This is a genomic window from Stenotrophomonas sp. 62841_Sma, assembly GCF_056482945.1.
In genome coordinates this window covers 4,280,317-4,299,106 of the sequence record NZ_CM151224.1, presented here as the reverse complement: position 1 = coordinate 4,299,106, position 18,790 = coordinate 4,280,317, and the positions used below count along the sequence as shown (strand labels likewise).

14 protein-coding genes and 2 riboswitches are annotated in these 18,790 nt (G+C 67.6%); of the genes, 8 read left to right on the top strand and 6 right to left on the bottom strand.

Features of this window, described 5'->3' with window-relative positions; all coding sequences use genetic code 11:
* Positions 1–37 precede the first annotated feature (37 nt).
* From ACZK5G_RS20030 to ACZK5G_RS20015, 4 genes are all read right to left on the bottom strand, one after another.
* Positions 38–3,103: an efflux RND transporter permease subunit gene (locus ACZK5G_RS20030; RefSeq protein ID WP_478464538.1), complete on the bottom strand. Its 3,066-nt coding sequence runs from the start codon at positions 3,101–3,103 to the stop codon at positions 38–40.
* The gene (locus tag ACZK5G_RS20025; protein ID WP_478464537.1) at positions 3,100–6,177 is read right to left on the bottom strand and encodes a multidrug efflux RND transporter permease subunit; all 3,078 of its coding nucleotides are present in this window, start codon (positions 6,175–6,177) and stop codon (positions 3,100–3,102) included. The genes ACZK5G_RS20030 and ACZK5G_RS20025 overlap by 4 nt, the downstream gene beginning before the upstream one ends.
* Positions 6,174–7,340 (bottom strand): MdtA/MuxA family multidrug efflux RND transporter periplasmic adaptor subunit, encoded by a 1,167-nt coding sequence (locus ACZK5G_RS20020; protein WP_012512239.1) that lies wholly within the window; start codon positions 7,338–7,340, stop codon positions 6,174–6,176. The genes ACZK5G_RS20025 and ACZK5G_RS20020 overlap by 4 nt, the downstream gene beginning before the upstream one ends.
* Before the next feature lie 285 nt (positions 7,341–7,625).
* Positions 7,626–8,243: a trimeric intracellular cation channel family protein gene (locus ACZK5G_RS20015; RefSeq protein ID WP_478464536.1), complete on the bottom strand. Its 618-nt coding sequence runs from the start codon at positions 8,241–8,243 to the stop codon at positions 7,626–7,628.
* Positions 8,244–8,327: 84 nt separating this feature from the next.
* Positions 8,328–8,431: riboswitch (glycine riboswitch) on the bottom strand.
* A gap of 13 nt (positions 8,432–8,444) precedes the next feature.
* Positions 8,445–8,534: riboswitch (glycine riboswitch) on the bottom strand.
* A 40-nt stretch (positions 8,535–8,574) separates the two neighbouring features.
* On the opposite strand from ACZK5G_RS20015, the gene ACZK5G_RS20010 reads away from it, so the two are divergent.
* From ACZK5G_RS20010 to ACZK5G_RS20000, 3 genes are all read left to right on the top strand, one after another.
* Positions 8,575–8,841 (top strand): GIY-YIG nuclease family protein, encoded by a 267-nt coding sequence (locus tag ACZK5G_RS20010; protein ID WP_049452937.1) that lies wholly within the window; start codon positions 8,575–8,577, stop codon positions 8,839–8,841.
* A 71-nt stretch (positions 8,842–8,912) separates the two neighbouring features.
* Positions 8,913–9,344, top strand: coding sequence for a nuclear transport factor 2 family protein (locus tag ACZK5G_RS20005; protein ID WP_478464534.1), 432 nt, complete (start codon positions 8,913–8,915; stop codon positions 9,342–9,344).
* 4 nt (positions 9,345–9,348) lie between these two features.
* On the top strand, positions 9,349–9,786 hold the full coding sequence (locus ACZK5G_RS20000; protein WP_121504292.1) for a hypothetical protein: 438 nt from the start codon (positions 9,349–9,351) through the stop codon (positions 9,784–9,786).
* A gap of 99 nt (positions 9,787–9,885) precedes the next feature.
* Here ACZK5G_RS20000 and ACZK5G_RS19995 read toward each other — a convergent pair whose 3' ends face one another.
* Positions 9,886–11,166, bottom strand: coding sequence for an NAD(P)/FAD-dependent oxidoreductase (locus ACZK5G_RS19995; RefSeq protein WP_049400994.1), 1,281 nt, complete (start codon positions 11,164–11,166; stop codon positions 9,886–9,888).
* 123 nt (positions 11,167–11,289) lie between these two features.
* On the opposite strand from ACZK5G_RS19995, the gene ACZK5G_RS19990 reads away from it, so the two are divergent.
* Positions 11,290–12,069, top strand: a complete 780-nt coding sequence (locus tag ACZK5G_RS19990; protein WP_032129684.1) for an NYN domain-containing protein — start codon at positions 11,290–11,292, stop codon at positions 12,067–12,069.
* A 113-nt stretch (positions 12,070–12,182) separates the two neighbouring features.
* The gene (locus tag ACZK5G_RS19985; protein WP_049461958.1) at positions 12,183–12,803 is read left to right on the top strand and encodes a glutathione S-transferase family protein; all 621 of its coding nucleotides are present in this window, start codon (positions 12,183–12,185) and stop codon (positions 12,801–12,803) included.
* Between the two features lie 194 nt (positions 12,804–12,997).
* Here the strand turns inward: ACZK5G_RS19985 and ACZK5G_RS19980 are convergent, their stop codons facing one another.
* Positions 12,998–15,175, bottom strand: a complete 2,178-nt coding sequence (locus ACZK5G_RS19980) for a primosomal protein N' (protein WP_478464532.1) — start codon at positions 15,173–15,175, stop codon at positions 12,998–13,000.
* A 412-nt stretch (positions 15,176–15,587) separates the two neighbouring features.
* On the opposite strand from ACZK5G_RS19980, the gene ACZK5G_RS19975 reads away from it, so the two are divergent.
* From ACZK5G_RS19975 to ACZK5G_RS19965, 3 genes are all read left to right on the top strand, one after another.
* Entirely contained in the window at positions 15,588–16,592 is a 1,005-nt protein-coding gene (locus ACZK5G_RS19975) for a hypothetical protein (protein ID WP_032129681.1), read from the top strand.
* A complete protein-coding gene (locus ACZK5G_RS19970; RefSeq protein ID WP_277778272.1) occupies positions 16,585–17,163 on the top strand; it encodes a DUF3106 domain-containing protein in 579 nt (192 codons plus the stop codon). The genes ACZK5G_RS19975 and ACZK5G_RS19970 overlap by 8 nt, the downstream gene beginning before the upstream one ends.
* Positions 17,164–17,402: 239 nt before the next feature.
* Positions 17,403–18,767, top strand: coding sequence for an MATE family efflux transporter (locus tag ACZK5G_RS19965; protein WP_032129679.1), 1,365 nt, complete (start codon positions 17,403–17,405; stop codon positions 18,765–18,767).
* Positions 18,768–18,790 lie beyond the last annotated feature (23 nt).

The following is an 18,790-nucleotide window of genomic DNA, read 5'->3' as shown; positions in this document are numbered from 1 at the left end:
TGGTTCCCTGCAAAGAGCAGTCGAGCATGTCTCCACGCTACATGGCCTTCTTCGCGCGCAACCTCGCCAAGGCCAGATACATCGCCGGGGTCGTGTACAGCGTCAACCATTGGCTGACCAGCAAGCCGCCGACAATCGCAATGCCCAGCGGTTGCCGCAGTTCCCAGCCTTCGCCGTTGGCCAGCATCAGCGGCAACGTGCCCAGCAGCGCTGCCAGCGAGGTCATCAGGATCGGCCGCAGGCGCAACCGCGCGGCTTCCATCACTGAATCCTGCGCGCTCAGCCCGCGCCGCTCGCCGGCCAGCGCGAAATCCACCAGCAGGATGGTGTTCTTCATCACCACGCCCACCAGCAGGAACAGGCCGAGCAGGGCGATCAGGTTCAGTTCGTTGCCGAACAGCCACAGCGCCAGCAGCGCGCCGACACCGGCCGAAGGCAGGGTGGACAGGATCACCAGCGGCTGCAGGAAGCTCTCGTAGAGGATGCCCAGCACCAGGTAGACCGCCAGCGTGGCGCCCAGCACCAGCCATAGCTGGCGCGCGCGCAGCTGATCCAGCCCGCCGGCTTCACCGGACAGTTTTCCCTGGACCGAACGCGGCAGCATCAGTTTCGACATCGCAGCATCAATCGCCTGCGTGGCCTGTTCCAGGCCCACCCCCGGTGCCAGCGCGAACTCGATCCAGATCGAGGCGAACTGCTCGCTGTGGTACACGCGGTCCGGTGCCATGCCATAGCGCCAGCTGGCGATGCTCGACAGCGGAATGCGCTGGCCGTTGCCATCGATCACCTGCAGGCGTGACAGCGTGCCCGGGTCCTGGGTGTGCTTCGGGTCCAGCTCCATCACCACGCGGTACTGGTTGAGGCTGTCGTACAGCGTGGCGACCTGGCGCTGGCTGAAGGAGTTGTTGAGCATGTTGGCGACGGTGCGCAGGTCCACGCCGTGGCGCGCGGCTGCTTCGCGGTCGATGTCCAGCATCACCTGGCGCATGCCTGCTTCTCCCTGTGCTTCCACGTCCACCAGTTCGGGCAGGCCACGCAGCGCGGCAGCCACCTTCGGCGCCCATTCGCGCAGTGGTGCTGTATCGGCCGACAGCAGCTGGAACTCGTACTTGCCACTGCTGCCGGCGCCCTCCAGGCGGATGTCCTGGTCCACCCACAGATAGAGATTGCCGCCGGGCAGCTTGGGCAGCCGCGCGCGCAGGCGGTCGATCACCTGTTGGCTGGACACCTTGCGCTCGGCCAGCGGCTTCATCTTGATCATGATGAAGGCGTTGTTGACCCCGTTGCTGCCACCGATGTAACCGATGATGTCCTCGATGGCCGGATCGGACAGCAACAGCTTCCTGTACGCGTCGATCTTCGGTTGCATGGCCTGGAAGGACAGGCCGTCATCGCCGCGCGCGAAGCCGCGCAGCTGCGCGGTGTCCTGCTTGGGCACGATGCCCTTGGGCACCTGCTGGAACAGCCACGTGTTAAGCGCGATGACTGCAACGAAGGCCAGCAACGGCCAGCGCAGCCGGCGCAGGCTGGCCTGAAGCGTGCGCAGGTAGGCGCTGCGCACACGTTCGAACAGCGCATTGCTGCCCCGCTGCCAGCGCGAGGGTTGCTGCGCGGCATCCACGAACAATCGTGCACACAGCATCGGCACCAGGCTCAGCGCGACCAGCACGGAGACCGTCATGGCCGCCACCAGGGTCAACGAGAATTCGCGGAACAGGCGTTCGACGAAGTCGTCCAGGAACAGGATGGAGACGAACACCACGGCCAGTGCAACGTTCATCGACAGCAGCGTGGCACCGACTTCCGATGCACCCCGTACTGCCGCCTGCCAGCGGTCGGCGCCCAGTTCGCGATGGCGGGCGATGTTCTCCAGCACCACGATGGCATCGTCCACCACCAGCACCGCCGCGACAATCAACGCCATCAGCGAGAGCGTGTTGAGCGAGAAGCCCATCAGCGCGATCAGCGCCAGCGTACCGAACAGCACCACCGGAATCGCCACGCTGGGCACCAACGCTGCACGCCAGTGGCCGAGGAAGCCGAGCACCACCAGCACCACCAGCACGATCGCCAGCACCAGCGTGAGCTCTGCTTCGTGCAGGGTGGCGCGGATCACCGGCGAGCGGTCCATCACCAGCCGCATGTCCACGCCGGAGGGCAACAGCGCATGCAGTTGCGGTAGCTGCGCCTGGATGGCATCAACGGTGGCGATGATGTTGGCGCCGGGTTGGCGGCTGACGATCAGCAGCACGGCGGGGCGTTCGTTGTGGAAGCCGCTGGCGTAACGGTCTTCCACGCCATCGGCAACGGCGGCGACATCGCCCAGCCGCAGCGTGCGGTCGTCGCTGACCTTCAGAGCCAGTTCGCGGTACTGCGCGGCCTGGCGCAGCTGCAGCGGCGCTTCCAGCTGCCACTGCTGACGGTCATCGCCCACGGCACCCAGCGGGCGCATGGCGTTGGCGCGGCCGATAGCCTGGGCCACGTCCTCCAGCGCCAGGCCTGCATGGTTCAGTGCATTCGGGTCCAGCGATACACGCACGGCGGGCAAGGCGCTGCCGCCCACCTGCACTTCGCCCACACCTGGCACCTGCGACAGCTTCTGCGCCAGCACGGTGGAGGCCAGGTCATACAGCTGGCCTGGCGAACGCGTGTCCGAGGTCAGTGCCAGCGCCAGGATCGGTGCCTGTGAGGGATTGACCTTGCGGTACTGCGGCATGCCGGGCATACCACTGGGCAACTGCCCGCGTGCAAGATTGATGGCGGCCTGCACTTCACGCGCTGCCTCATCGATGTCGCGGCCGAGTACGAACTTCAGTTCGATCTGGGTCTGGCCCTGGGTGCTGGCCGAGTCGATGCGTGAGATGCCGGGCAGGCTGCCCAGTGCGCGCTCCAGCGGCGTGGCGACGGTGGCTGCCATCGACTCGGGCGAGGCGCCGGGCAGGCTGGCACTGACTTCAATGGCGGGGTAATCGACCTGTGGCAGTGGCGCCACAGGCAACAGGCGCAATGCCAGCAGGCCAGCCAGCGCCAGCGCCACCGCCAGCAGGATCGTCGCAACCGGGCGCTGCACGCAGGCCTGCGCCAGGCGCGCGATGGGGGTCACGCGCGCGCCTCGTCAACGGCCACCGGGGACGTCGCACGGCCACGCTGCAGGCGATCAAAGGCCAGGTAGATCACCGGCGTGGTGAACAGGGTCAGTACCTGGCTGACCAGCAGCCCCCCCACCATCACCCAGCCCAGTGGCTGCCGCAGCTCGGCGCCGGAACCACTGGCCAGCATCAGCGGCACTGCGCCGAACAGCGCGGCCAGCGTGGTCATCAGGATCGGCCGGAAGCGCAGCAGCGCGGCCTGATGGATCGCCTCGCGCGGTGACATGCCACGTGTGCGCTGCGCGTCCAGTGCGAAGTCGATCATCATGATCGCGTTCTTCTTCACCAGGCCGATCAGCAGCACGATGCCGATCACCGCGATCAGGTCCAGGCTGCGTCCGCTTACCCACAGTGCCGCCAACGCACCGACGGTGGCCGAGGGCAGGGTGGAGAGGATTGTGATGGGGTGGATGAAGCTCTCGTAGAGCACGCCCAGCACGATGTACATCACCACCACCGCGGCCAGGATCAGCCACAGTGTGGACGACAGCGAGCTGCTGAAGGCCGCTGCGGCACCCTGCAGGCGAAGTTCGATGCTCTGCGGCAGGTTCACCTGTGCGTGCGCGGCGTGCACGGCATCCACCGCTTCGCCCAGCGAAGCGCCCGGGGCAAGGTTGAACGACAGCGTGGCCGCCGGGAACTGGCCCACGTGATTGCGTAGCAGTGCGGACGGACCCACCTCTACCCGCGCCACTGCACCCAGCGGCACGGTCTGCCCACTGCTGCTGCGCACACGCAGACCCGTGATCGCCTCCGGCCCGGGCTGTCGTGAAGGATCGGCCTCCAGCACCACCCGGTACTGGCTGGCCTGGGTGAAGATGGTCGAAATCTGGCGCTGCCCATAGGCGTCGTACAGCGCATCGGCTACTGCTTCCACGCTTACGCCCAGGCGCGCCGCCGCATCGCGGTCGATCGCCACGCGCGCCTGCCGGCCCTGCATCTGCAGATCGCTGGCGACATCGCGCAGTGCCGGTTGCTGGCGTAGCGCCTGCAGCAGCTTCGGGGTCCAGCGTTCCAGTGTTTCAAGATCCGGCGTGGTCAGGGTGAACTGGTACTGGGTGCGGCTGATGCGGTCTTCGATGCCCAGCTCCTGTACCGGCTGCAGGTACAGGGTGATGCCGGGGATCTTCGACACGCGCTGTTGCAGGCGCGCCATCACCACGGCGGCGCCATCGCGGTCGCCGTGCGGTTTCAGCTCGATCAGCAGGCGGCCGGTATTGAGCGTGGCATTGTTGCCGTCCACGCCGATGTAGGACGACACGCTGGCCACCGCCTGGTCGGCTTCGATGGCCGCCGCCAGCGCCTGCTGGCGCTCGCGCATGGCCTGGAATGAGATCGCCTGCGGCGCTTCGCTGATGCCCTGCACCAGGCCGGCATCCTGCACCGGGAAGAAACCCTTGGGCACGGCGAAGTACAGCGCCACGGTCAGTGCGAGGGTGGCAACGGTGGCCAGCAGCATCAGCGGCTGGCGCTGCAGCACCCAGCGTAGCTGGCGGTCGTAGAGGCCGATGACGCGGTCGAAGACATCGGGCGCATGTGCAGTCTTCGCGTGCGGCTTCAGGAACCGCGCGCACAGCATCGGCGTCAGCGTCAGCGAGACCACCAGCGAAATGCCGATGGCTACAGCCAGTGTCACTGCGAACTCATGGAACAGTGCACCCACCAGGTCGGCCATGAACAGCAGCGGGATCAGCACCGCGATCAGCGAAACAGTCAGCGACACCAGGGTGAAGCCGATCTCGGCTGCGCCTTTCAGCGCTGCATCGCGGGGGCTTTCGCCTTCCTCCAGATGGCGGGCGATGTTCTCCAGCATCACGATGGCATCGTCCACCACGAAGCCGGTGGCGATGGTCAGCGCCATCAGGGTGAGGTTGTTGAGCGAATAGCCGGCCAGCAGCATCACCGCGAAGGTGCCGATGAGCGACAGCGGTACCGCGACGCTGGGAATGAGCGTGGCCGGCAGATTGCGCAGGAACACCCAGGTGACCAGCACCACAAGGCCGATGGCCAGTACCAGTTCCTTCTGCACGCCGCGCACCGACGCGCGGATCGATTCGGTACGGTCGCTCAGTACATTCATCTGCACACCGGCGGGCAGCGTGGCCTGCAGCTGCGGCAGCAGCGTACGCACCTGCTCGACCACGGCGATCACGTTGGCGCCGGGCTGGCGCTGGATGTTCACCAGCACTGCCGGGGTGGTGCCGCTCCAGGCGGCCAGCTGCCGGTTCTCGGCGCCATCGGTAATGGTGGCTACATCGCCCAGCCGCAGCGGCGCGCCGTCGCGCCAGGCCAGTACCAGGGCACGGTACTCATCCACGCTGCGCATCTGATCGTTGGCATCGAGCATCACCGCGCGGATCGGGCCGTCGAAACTACCCTTGGGCAGGTTGACGTTGGCGGCGGCGATGGCGGTGCGGATGTGGTCCATGCCCAGGTTGTTGGCGGCAAGCGCCGCCGGATTGACCTGGATGCGCACCGCCGGGCGCTGGCCCCCGGCCAGGCTGACCAGGCCGACGCCGGGCAACTGCGCCAGGCGCTGGGCAATGCGCGTATCCACCAGATCGTGCACCTGCGGCAGCGACAGGCCTTGCGAGGTCACCGCCAAGGTCAGGATGGGGGTGTCGGCCGGGTTGACCTTGCGGTACACCGGCGGCACAGGCAGGTCCCCGGGCAGGAAGCTGCCCGCCGCGTTGATGGCGGCCTGCACGTCCTGCTCGGCCACACCCAGCGACACCTCCAGCCCGAACTGCAGGGTAATGACCGAGGCGCCACCGGAACTGGTCGACGACAGTTGTTTCAGGCCGGGAATCTGGCCGAGTTGGCGCTCCAGCGGTGCGGTGATGGTGCGTGTGGTCAGTTCGGGGCTGGCCCCCGGATACAGCGTGGTGATCTGGATGATCGGGTAATCGACCTGCGGCAGCGCCGCCACCGGCAGCAGGCGATAGGCCAGCACGCCGGACAGCAGCAGCGCCACCATCAGGAGAGTCGTTGCGACCGGGCGCAGGATGAACGGGCGCGAGAGGTTCATGCGCCGGCCTTGGTCGCGGCCTCCTCGGTGATGATCTCCACCGCCGTGCCGTCTTCCAGCCCGTCGATGCCTTCGATCACCACCTTGTCCCCTGCGGCCAGCCCGGAGCGCACGGCCACGCGTCCATCATCGGCTGGACCGAGCACCACGGTGCGGCGTTGTGCCTTGCTGTCCTTGTCGACGATATGCACGTAGTTGCCCTGGCTGCCGAACTGCACGGCAGCATCGGGAATCAGCAGCGCGGGCTGCTCGCCCAGCTGCAGGCGGACGTTGACGAACTGGTTGGGGAACAGCGCCAGATCGTGGTTGTCGAAGTGCGCACGCAGTTTCAACGTGCCGGTGGTGGTATCGATGCGGTTGTCGACGCTGGACAGCGAGCCGCGGGCCAGCTGCCGGCGTTCTTCGCGGTCCCAGGTTTCCACCGCCAGTGCCGGTTGCGCCTGCACGGCATCGAGCAGCGCAGGCAGCTCGGGTTCGGGCACGGTGAACAGCACGCTGATCGGTGCGGTCTGCGCCAGCGTCACCAGGCCTTCGGCATCGCTGGCGCGCACCAGGTTGCCCACGTCCAACCGGCGCAGCCCGACGCGGCCACTGACCGGCGCGGTGATGCGGGTGTACTGCAGCTGCAGGCGCGCTTCATCAACGGACGCCTGATCGCTGAGGCGGCGGCCCTGCAGCTGGCGCACCTTGCTCTGCTGGTCGCTCAGTTCCTGCCCGGACACGTAGTTCTGCTTCTGCAGTTCGCGGTAGCGCTGCAGCTGGCGCTCGGCGTTTTCCAGCTCGGCCAGATTCTGCTGCTGGGTACCCTGCGCCTGTGCCAGCTTCACTTCATACGGGCGCGGGTCGATCTGCGCCAGCAGATCGCCGGCCTTCACCTGCTGGCCTTCCTGGAAATGCAGCCGCAGCAGTTCGCCATCCACGCGGCTGCGTACCACCACGCTGTGCAGCGGGGTGACCGTACCGACCGCCTTCAGGCGCAGCACCAGCGGCTCGGCGCTGGCGCGTGCCACGCGTACCGGCACCGTCTTGCCCGGCGCATCGTCGCTGCTGCCGGCGCCGTTCCGGGGCCACAGCCACCACGCCAGAACGGCGACGAGGGCGATGGCCAGCACCGCCCACAACAGGCGGGCACGACGGAAGCGGGAATTTTCGGCGACAGACATGGGGCATCCTGCGCCCTGCGCGCGCAGGGACATGCGGGCCCGTCGGCGCGTTCACGGCACCACGGGCAGCGGGGAGGGAGTTGTCTGGCGGGGCCGCGGGCGCGGCGTGGCTGGATGCCGTCGCGGCAGCGACGGGGTGACAATGGTAGCCAATCACCCCGGCCAATGCCGCATGACCATGGTCATGCAACGCATTCGGTAGTGCCGGCCGCTGGCCGGCAACCTGCCGGAATCTGCGGGCGTGTGCCGTGTTGCCGGCCAGCGGCCGACACTACCGACAAACAATCAATGCAATTCGTCGTGATAGACGAACTTCGGCATTTCCCAGCGGTAGTGGATCGCCAGCAGGCGCAGCGCGAAGCCGCCGCCGAGGCAGCACAGGATCGCGGTGGCGTCGGCCACGCCCCAGTGCAGCAGCAACAGGTAGGCCGCGCCGGTCAGCAGCGCGATGATCGCGTACAGCTCCTTCTGGAAGATCAGCGGCACCTCGTTGCAGAGAATGTCGCGCAGCACGCCGCCGAACGCGCCGGTCAGCATGCCGGCGATCAGCACGATCGGCATGGCATGGCCGGCCTCGCGCGCGATCGAACAGCCGATCAGGGTGAAGGCGATCAGGCCCAGGCCATCGAGCACCAGGAAGGTGCGGCGGAAGTGGTGCATCCAGCGCGCCACCCAGGTGGCGATCAGCGCCGCGCACACGGTGAAGCCCAGGTACTCGGGATGCTTCACCCAGCCCAACGGGTAGTGGCCGAGCAGGATGTCGCGCAGCGAACCGCCCCCGAGGGCGGTGACGCAGGCGATCATGACCACCCCGAACAGGTCCATGCGGCGACGCCCGGCGGACAGCGCGCCGGTCATGGCTTCGGCGGAAATGGCGATCAGGTAGATGATGGACAGCAGCATGGGACAGGCTCCGGGCGCGGTGGGGCCGGCCATGCGCGACTACCGCCACTGCCTGCGCAATGACGGGATGACGATGACCGGTGCCGCTCCCGCTGTCCTTTTGCCTGAGAGTTCAGCGGCGTTGGCCGCGTGCCCCTTCGGCGGATCGTCCCGGGCATGCCCGGTGACCTCTCTCCAGCTCGGCGAGTCGAATGCATGGTTGGTGGGATTCCAGCCCACCGGCCTGAGCGATCATGGGAGCCTGCGCCTTCGGCGGGCGCCAGCGCGGCGCCTCTCTCCTGCATTCGGGCGCCAGTATATCCGCTGCAGTGCAGCACGGCATAATCCGGGCATGGCCCCGTCCCTCCGCCCGTGGTTCCTGTACCTGCTCGAATGCCGCGATGGCAGCTACTACGCCGGCATCAGCACCGATGTGGAGGCGCGTTTCGCCGCCCACCAGGCCGGCAAGGGCGCGCGCTACACCCGGGCACGGCCGCCACTGCGCGTGCTGGCCGTGCGCGAGTACCCCGACCGGGCCGCCGCCTCACGCGCCGAGTGGCAGCTCAAGCAGCAGCCCCGCGAACGCAAGCTGGCCTGGCTGCAGGCCCCGGTCCTGTAGATCCACGCCATGCGTGGATGGGCCACTTGGCCCATGCCATGATCGCTCCGCGCCCAGAGCTGGAGACCCGGATGTCCACGATTGCCCTGCTGTTCGCTCTTTCCGCAGCAACGAGCCCCACTGCCGATCCGGCCACCCGCGAGGCCATTGAAGCCACCTGCCATGATTACGTCGACGGCCAGCTGGAAGCCGACCCGCAGCGCGTCGCCCGCTCCCTGCACCCGGACCTGGCCAAGCGCGCGGTCCTCGGCGATACGCCCGACGAACGCCTGGGCCTGCGCCGCATGTCGAAGGAAGAACTGGTGGCGCTGACGAAGCAGGGCGCCCTGAAGACCCCGAAGGATCAATGGGACCGCCGCTGCACGGTGCTGGACGTGACCGGCAACGCGGCCTCGGTACGGCTGGAAACCCCGTGGTTCGTCGACTACTTCCACATGGGCCGCTTCGACCAGCGCTGGGTCATCGTCAATGCACTGTGGTACCCGAAACCGAAGGCGCGGTAGAGCGATGCGTGCCGCCGGCAAAGCATGGATCTGCGTCGTCATGCTGGTCGCCGGCATCGCGCTGCTGCCTGGCCTGCTGTACCTGCTCGGGTTGGCGCTGGTGGAAGGCCGGCCGAACTTGGCCGACCGCACGCCCAGTGGTGTGGCCGCGTGCAGCAGCGAACCGCGGGCGGGATACCAGCCGATGAATCCCTGGAGCTTCACGACGCGGTTCTTCGATCCTGAAGCGTTGAAGAAGGCGACTGATGTCGAGCGCGAAGCGTTCTGGGTTGCACGCCGCCACCTGATGCGGCAGCCAAGGCACGACATGCTGCGCTGGCATCTCAGCAGTACCGCACTGACAATCTGGATCACCCGGCATTGGAGTACCGCGCAGATTGCTGATGCCGCGAGGAAGGAGGATTTCTGCCGCACCTGGTCGAAACGGCGGGTGGCCCGATGAACCGGTAGATCCACGCCATGCGTGGATGGTGTTGACGGGGTCAGAGCCCTTTCCTGCGGAAAGGGATCCGACCGCGCAGCAGCCGGCCAGCGGCCGGCACTACCGTCGGGGTCGCCGGTCTTCCTGATCATCACCGAAGATGATGCGCGCGCTGCGCTGGTAGCTCCAGTACGCAACGGCCCAGTTCAGCAGCACCACGATGCGGTTGCGGAAGCCGATCAGGAAGAACACGTGCGCGGCCAGCCAGAACCACCAGGCCAGCACGCCGGAAAGCTGCAGCCTGCCCAGGTGCACGATGGCGGCCATGCGGCCGATGGTGGCCAGGTTGCCGAAGTCGGCGTACTTGAACGGCCCCGGTGCGGCCTTGCCATGCAAGCGCGCGCGGATCACCTCGGCCACGTACTTGCCCATCTGCTTGGCGGCGGGCGCGACGCCGGGCACCGGCTTGCCATTGGCCTGGTTCAGTGCGGCCAGGTCACCGGCCACGAACAGCTCGGGGTGGTCGGGCAGGGTCAGGTCCGGCTGCACCTGCACGCGGCCGGCGCGATCCAGCGGCACCTCCAGGGTGCGCGCCAGCGGTGAAGCGGCCACGCCGGCGGCCCACACCACGGTGCGGGCCGGCACGAACTGATCGCCGAGCTTGAAGCCCTGGCTGTCGATGTCGCTCACCGGGGTACCGGTCAGCACCTCTACACCCAGTTTTTCCAGTTGCCGCCGTGCCTTCAGCGAAAGCACTTCCGGGAACGAAGACAACACGCGCGGGCCGGCTTCGACCAGCCGCACCTTGGCGCTGGCCGGATCGATATGGCGGAACTCGTTGCGCAGCGTATGCCGCGCGATTTCTGCCAGGGTGCCGGCCAGCTCAACACCGGTAGGTCCACCGCCGACCACGGCGAAGCTCAGCCACGCCGCCTTCTTCGCCGGGTCCGGTTCGGCCTCGGCGCGCTCGAACGCCAGCAGCAGCTTGCGGCGCAGTGCGATGGCATCGTCCAGCGTCTTCAGCCCGGGCGCATCATCGGCCCATTGGTCGTTGCCGAAGTAGGCGTGGGTGGCGCCGGTAGCCAGCAGCAGGCTGTCGTAGTCCAGCGTGCTGCCATCGGCCATGCGGATCTGCCGGGCCTGCTTGTCGATGGTCACCACTTCGCCGAGGCGGACTTCCACATTGCGCTGGTGGCCGAGGATGTGGCGCAGCGGCGCGGCGATGTCCGGCGCGGACAGGCCGGCGGTGGCCACCTGGTACAGCAGTGGCTGGAACAGATGGTGGTTGCGGCGGTCGACCAGGGTGATGCGTATGCGCTCGCGGGCCAGGGCACGGGTGGCCCAGAGACCGGCAAAACCGCCGCCGACAACAACCAGGTGGGGAACGCGCTCGCGACTCATCGACTCACTCCAGTGGGGGCATTGGGGGAAGCGCCTGGCATCTTCGCACGATGGCGCCCTGTCACGTCAGCGCCCGCATGGATCGGCGATACTCGGGTTCAGGCAACTGCCCGTGAGGAGCCCATGAGCGAACCGGAAAAGCGCATCGCCCTGTTGATCGACGCCGACAACGCGCCGGCCTCGAAGATCGACGAGGTCCTGGCCGAAGTCGCCCGCTACGGCGTGGCCAACGTGCGCCGCGCCTATGGCAACTGGAAGAGCCCGCGGTTGAAGGGATGGGAGGCGGTGCTGCACGAGTACGCGATCCGCCCGATCCAGCAGTTTGCCTACAGCAAAGGCAAGAACGCGTCGGACATGGCGATGGTGATCGATGCCATGGACCTGCTGTACGCGCGCAATCTGGATGGCTTCGCGATCGTGTCCAGCGATGCCGACTTCACCCCGATGGTGATGCGCCTGCTGACCGATGGCGTGAAGGTCTATGGCTTCGGCGAGAAGAAAACGCCGGAACCGTTCGTCAATGCGTGTTCGAAGTTCACCTATCTGGAAGCGCTGGGCCAGACCCATGCCAGCGTGCAGGATACGGAACAGTCATCGAACGAACAGGCACCGAACGAGCCAGTGGCCAACGACGATGCGCGTCCACGCAAGAGCGGCGCGGAAATGCGCAGCGATACGCGGCTGGTGAAGATGCTGCGCCGTGCGGTGTCCTCGGCCGAGGGCGAGGATGGCTGGTCGCACCTTGGCCCGGTCGGCAGCCAGATCGGCAACCAGGCCTCGTTCGATCCGCGCAACTACGGTTACGGCAAGCTCAGTGACCTGCTGGCAGCGATCGGGCTGTTCGAGCTGAAGAAGGACGGCAAGTCCTCCTACGTGCGCGCGCTGCCGAAGAAAAACCGGTAGTGCCGGCCACTGGCCGGCAAGCCCCAGATGCCAGATCCCGCATCCGGCACGCACATCTCCACTCCGATCAGGCGTATCGTTGCCGCTCGCATTGCCAGCAAGGAAAAACCCGCATGTTGAAGATCTGGGGCCGCCGCAATTCCAGCAACGTCCGCAAGGTGCTGTGGTGCGCCGAGGAAATCGGCCTGCCGTACGAATCCATCGAGGTTGGTGGCAGCCATGGCGGCACGCAGACGCCGGAGTACCTGGCGATGAATCCCAACAGCCTGGTGCCGGTGATCGAAGACCATGGCCTGCCGCTGTGGGAATCGAATGCCATCGTGCGCTATCTGAGTGCGCGCTACGCGCTGGGCACGCTGTACGCCGAAGACCCGATGGAACGCGCCCAGGCCGAGAAGTGGATGGACTGGAGCACCTCGCGCATGGCGCCGCTGTACACCGACCTGATCTGGGGCATCATGCGCACCGCCCCGGCTGACCGCGACGAAGCGCGCATCAATGCCGCCATCGTGCGTGCCGGTGACTACCTGGCGATGGCCGATGCCACGTTGGCCAGACAGCCGTGGCTGTCGGGCGAGACGTTCGCGATGGGTGACATCCCGCTGGGCTCGCTGATCTACGCCTGGTTCGAATTGCCGATCCAGCGCCCGGACCTGCCGCACCTGGCCGACTGGTACGCCCGCCTGCGCGAGCGACCGGCCTACCAGCGCGGCGTGATGTCGCCGCTGACCTGAGGGGTAGCGCCGGGCCATGCCCGGCGAGCGTGGTATGCGGAGGACCGCCGGGCATGACCCGGCGCTAGCGTTCGTCTGCCTCAATACAGATCCGTCGGGTCCATACGGACCGACGGTAGAGTCGAGCTTGCTCGACTGTTTCTGGCGCACGGCAGTCGAGCAAGCTCGACTCTACGCAGCATTGGGCAGCGCCCTCAATACAGATCCGTCGGATCCACATCCAGGGACCAGCGCACCTTGCGTGCTTCCGGCAGCGCGTACAGCTGCGGTACCAACTGCCCGAGCACGCCGTGCAATGGCGGCCGCTGCAGGGCAGACAGCAACAGCTGGGTGCGCTGGTAGCCGGCACGCCGCGGCATTGGCGCCGGCATCGGCCCGTAGGCCTCGACCACATTCTGTTCCCCCAGCAGTTGCCGCGCCGCCAGCAGGAACGCATTGGCATGCTCGACCTGCTGTGCCTCGGCGCGCATCAGTGCCAGATGCGCGAACGGCGGGAATCCGGCGGCCTGGCGCTGGTTCAACTCGGCCTGCGCGAACGGGTGGTAGCCACCGCTCACCAGGGTTTCCAGCAGCGGATGCCCGGGGTGATGGGTCTGCAGCCAGACCTCGCCGGGATCGCGTGCACGGCCGGCGCGGCCAGCGACCTGGATCAGCTGCTGTGCCAGTTTTTCACTGGCGCGGAAGTCCGCGGAGAACAAACCTTCGTCGATGCCCACCACCACCACCAGTGTCAGCTTCGGCAGGTCGTGGCCCTTGGCCAGGATCTGCGTGCCGACCAGGATGCCGGGCTGGTCACCCAGTTTCGCCAGCTGCTGTTCCAGTGCGTCGCGTCGTGAGGTGGTGCCGCGGTCGATGCGCACCACCGGAAAATCGGCGAAGGCGGCGGTGAGGTGCTCTTCCAGGCGTTCGGTACCGATGCCCTGCGGCTGCAGCGCCAGGCTGCCGCAGGCCGGGCATGCCAGCGGCGCCGGTTGCCGCGCACCGCAGTGGTGGCATTGCAGGCGACGGCCGCCACCATGCACGGTCATCGGCGCATCGCAGCGCTGGCACGGCGCGGTCCATCCGCAGTCGTGGCACAGCAGCACCGGTGCGTAGCCACGGCGGTTCTTGAACACCAGCACCTGCTGGCCACGCTGCAGGTGCTCGCCGATGCCGGCCAGAACATCGGCCGAGAGGCCATCGTGCAATGGCCGTTTGCGCACATCAAGGATGCGCACGCGCGGTGGTCGTGCATCGCCGGCACGCTGCTTCAGGCGCAGGTGGGTGTAGCGCCCGGCATAGGCGTTGTGCAGTGTTTCCAGCGAGGGCGTGGCACTGCCGAGCAGCACGGGAATGCCGAGCGCCTTGGCGCGCACCAGGGCGAAATCGCGCGCGTGGTAGCGGATGCCGTCCTGCTGCTTGTAGCTGCCGTCATGTTCCTCGTCGATGATCAGCAGACCGGCCTGCGGCAGCGGCGTGAACACTGCCGAGCGGGTGCCGACAATGACCCGTGCTTCACCACGTGAGGCGGCTGCCCAGACGCGAGCGCGCTCGTTATCGTTCAAGCCCGAATGCAGCGCATGCACGGCGATGCCGAGGCGGCCGCGGAAGCGTGCCAGGGTCTGCGGAGTCAGGCCGATTTCCGGCACCAGCACCAGCGCCTGCCTGCCCTGTGCCAGGCAATGGATGATCGCCTGCAGGTAGACCTCGGTCTTGCCGCTGCCGGTCACGCCATCCAGCAGGAAAGGCTGGAAGCCGTCGGCGGCGTTGATCGCAGTCACGGCCTCGGCCTGGTCCGGGTTGAGCGTGGGCCCGGGCAGCGGCTGCGCATGCTGCGGTGCCACCGTCATCGCCACGCGCTCGGCCAGTGCACGCTTGGCCAGACTGCGTGCGGCGGTGCGCCAGTCCTCCATGCGTTCGCCCAGTACGTCTTCATCCACCACGGCCTCGGCCAGCAGTTCGGCCAGCTGCCGCGGGCGGCTGCCGGCGCGCAGCTTCCCGCGCTGGGCATGGCCTTCGGGTGTCAGTTGCCAGCCCCAGTGATGGGTGTCGGGCAGGGCCTCGCCGTGGCGCAGCGGGCCGGGCAGGGCGGTGCTGAGTACTTCGCCCAACGGCGCGTGGGTGTAGCGCGCCAGCCACTGCAGGCTCTGCCACAGCTCACCCTGCAGCAGCGGCTGCGGGTCGCACCAGGCCAACGCCTGGCGGAGTCCCTGGCCGTCGTCGGTCTGGCCGTGTCCCACCACCACACCGACCAGCTCACGGTTGCCGAACGGCACCTTCAGGCGGCAGCCGACCGCAACCGTGGGGGTCACGCCCTCCGGCGACAGGTAGTCGAACAGGCGGGGCAGGGGGACGGGCAGGGCGACCTGCAGGGTCGGAATCGGTGAAAGCATCGGGCCAGTGTACCGGGCCATGCGCGCGCGAATGGCGGGGTGGGCGGCGGCGGGACGGCGCCCGTTGAATCATAAATGTCACCTAAATATCGGTGTCCATTGGAGATTCAGTCTTATCCACATGTTCTGTGGATAACGCTGTGCGTTACCGGTCGGCGGGCGCGCAGGAGGCCGATGGCGACGGCCTCACGCTCCGGTTGGTCAAAAAATCGCCATACTTTAAAATCCATCAAAATCAATTACTTAAGTGTGAAACAATGCTGAAACAGAGTGAATTCAGCTGGATGCCACAGTTTCCTGCGCAGGCAGCGTGGTGCTGTGCACAACCTGCAGCACGAAGTGCCTGTGGGCGCAAGTCCTACGGGCGCCGATGGCCTGCCGCTATCATGCGGGCAGACCTTTGGAGTGATCGATGACGGCTGTGCCCGCCCCTGTTTCCTCGACCGCGGCCGGTGCGCTGTCGGCGTTCCTGCGAGGTGTTGAACGCCGCGCCCTGGTGGTGGCTGAACTGCAGTGCGGCGATGCTGCCCGGGCCGAACAGACACTGGTGGCGGTGATGCGCGCGTTTGCGGCGGTCGCCAGTGACCTGCCGATGGCGCAGTGGCCAACCCGCTTCTGGACCCTGCTGGGCCAGCGCCAGGCGCTGCGTGAGCCGGTGGGCGGCCAGTGGGAGCCGCCGCTTGCCGCCTTGGGCCAGATGGGACCGTTGCCGCGCCTGGCGCTGTTGCTGCGGGTGGGCGGCAGCCTGGATGAAGGTATCGCCACGCGCGTGCTCGACCAGGACGAAGCCGGCTACCAGCAGCTGCTGGCCGATGCCTGCCCGCGTGACGCGCACGGCCAGCCCGACGCCTCGGCCTGGCGCCAGCTGGCCGAACAGGTGCAGCTGCGCATCCGCGATCTGCCCGTCAAACGCCTGCAGCAGCTGCAACAGCCGGCCGCACCGACGAACAGCAGTGAAGCGCCGACCTCCAGCTGGCGCACCCCGCAGCGCGACGAGCGGGCTGCAGCCACTGGCAAGCGCCGCCGCGCCAATGCCAAGCCGCGCTGGCGCGGTCCGTTGATCCTGCTGATAACCGTGGTGGTACTGCTGGCCGCCGCGCTGGGCTGGCGCCATTGGCAGGGACATTCGTTCGGCAGCGACGCACCGCTGCCGGAAGGCGTGGTTGGTGAGGCGGGTCCCGTCACGGTGGAAGCACTGCCGCCGAGCAAGGTCAATGCCACGCCGGACGCGACCCCTGCGCAGGCGACGGACGACGCCACGATGCTGGCCGACCGCGACTATCCGCTGGTGGCCGATGCCGATCTGTATGCGTGGACCGCCGCGGGCGGCCCGCTGCCGGTGGACGAGTCGCAATCCAAGCCGAGCCGGCCGGAGCCGGCCAGCGCCACGCTGGAAACCGCTGCTGCCGATGAATAAGACCGTATTCGCCAGCCTGCTGCTGGCCCTGCCGTTGTCGCTGTCCGCCGCGCCGCAGACCTTGAACGTGCCGCTGCCGCCGCCAGTGCCGGGCAGTTCACCGGTGGCCCCGGCCACCACAGGTACGACGCCCGCTGCGTTCGCCCAGCTCGATGCCCAGCAGCAGCGCCAGCGCCGCGCCGACTACGCCGCATGGCGGGCATTGCCGGAGGGCGAGCGTGAGCGGATCCGTCAGGCCGCTGCGCGATTCAATGCGTTGCCGGCCGACCAGCAGCAGCGCCTGCGCCAGCAGTTCCAGGCGCAGGACCAGGCCTTCCGCGAAGGCTGGCGGCTGGGCCCGCAGCTGGGCCTGGAGTTCCCCAAGCTGCACGGCCTGTTCGGCTTCGTGCCGCCGGAACAGCGCGAGGCCGCGCTGGCCGTGCTGCGCCAGCTCAGCCCGGCGCAGCTGGCCCAACTGACCCTGGTGGCACAGCGCACGCCACCGCAGGAGCGCGACAAGGTCCGCGGCGCGTTCCTCGCGGTGCCGCCGGCCGAGCGCGATACCTGGCTCAAGCGCCAGGCCGGGCAGTAGAAAGAAAAGGGGACGGAGGGGATTAAGTCGTATTCGGCACAGTCGGGCTTGAAACGACTTAATCCCCTCCGTCCCCTTTTTCTGTTCGTAACGTGATCGCAACGCGTGATGCCGGGGCCTGCCGGAACCCAGCATTCACGCCATGTCATGGGAATGCGCGCGCTGCACGCGTAAGATGGCGGCCCGCAACCCGGTGCCTGTGCCCTTCGCGCGCAACCGTAGTTCGCGTCAAGCACCTTATGTCTACTGCAACCTCCACGCCGCGCTTCAGCAAGGAAGTCGGCGCTACCGGTCTGCTCGCCCTGCCGCTTGTGCTCGGGCATGTGTCCACCGGTCTGATCTCCTTCGTCGACAACGTCATTGCCGGCCACCACGCCACGGCGACCCTGGCCGCGGTGACCATCGGCACCGCCCTGCTGTGGCTGCCGATGCTGATCCCGATCGGCACCCTGATCTCACTCACCGCCTCGGTGTCGCAGCTGCATGGCGCTGGCCGCGAGCGCGAGATCGGCCCGCTGTTCCGCCAGGCACTGTGGCTGGCGCTGGGCCTGGGCCTGATCATGTTCACCTTCCTCACCGTGGTGCCGCCGCTGCTGCCTGCGTTCGGCATCGCACCGGACATCGTGCCGGGGGCCACCGCGTTCCTGCACGCGGTGCGCTGGGGCGGACCTGCGCTGACCCTGTACTTCTGCATGCGCTATCTCAGCGAGGGCATGCACTGGACGCTGCCGACCATGCTGCTCGGCTTCGGTGGCCTGCTGGTGCTGGCACCGATGGGCTACGTGCTGGCCAACGGCAAGCTCGGCTTCCCGGAAATGGGCGCCGAGGGCCTGGGCATCGCTTCGGCGGTGATGATGTGGCTGCAGGCGATCGCCTTCGCCACCTACCTGTGGTTCACCAAGCGCTTTGCCCACCTGCAGCTGTTCTCGCACTTCGAAGGACCGCGCTGGAAGGCGATCTGGGACCTGCTGCGCACTGGCCTGCCGATCGGCATCACCGTGCTGATGGAGGGCGGCCTGTTCATCGTCACCGCGCTGCTGATCGGCCGCCTTGGTGCCAATGAAGCGGCCGCGCACCAGATCGCGATCAACGTCGCCCAGCTGTGCTTCATGATCCCGATGGGCGTGGCCGAGGCCACCACCGTGCGCGTCGGGCATGCGGTCGGTCGTGGCGATGGCTTCGGCGTGCGGCGCGCGGCCTGGGCCGGCTACGCGATCATCATGGGTACGCAGACGTTGTCGGCAGCGGTGCTGCTGTTCGGCCATGACGCCATCGTCGGTGTCTACACCAACGACCTGGCGGTGGCCGGCCTGGCCTCCACCCTGCTGCTGTACGCGGCCACCTTCCAGTTCCCGGATGGCATCCAGGTGCTGTCGGCCGGCGCGCTGCGCGGGCTGAAGGACACCCGCGTGCCGATGTTCATCGCCATGTTCGCGTACTGGGGCCTGGGCATGCCGCTCGGCGCCGGGCTCGGCCTGGGCCTGGGCATGGGCCCGCAGGGCATGTGGATCGGCCTGATTGTCGGCCTGACCGCCGCCGCCATCCTGATGGGCTGGCGCCTGCGTCGCAGCAGCCTGCGCATCGGCCAATCGATGTTGTCCTGATCGTCCCGCCCGCCCTGCCGACC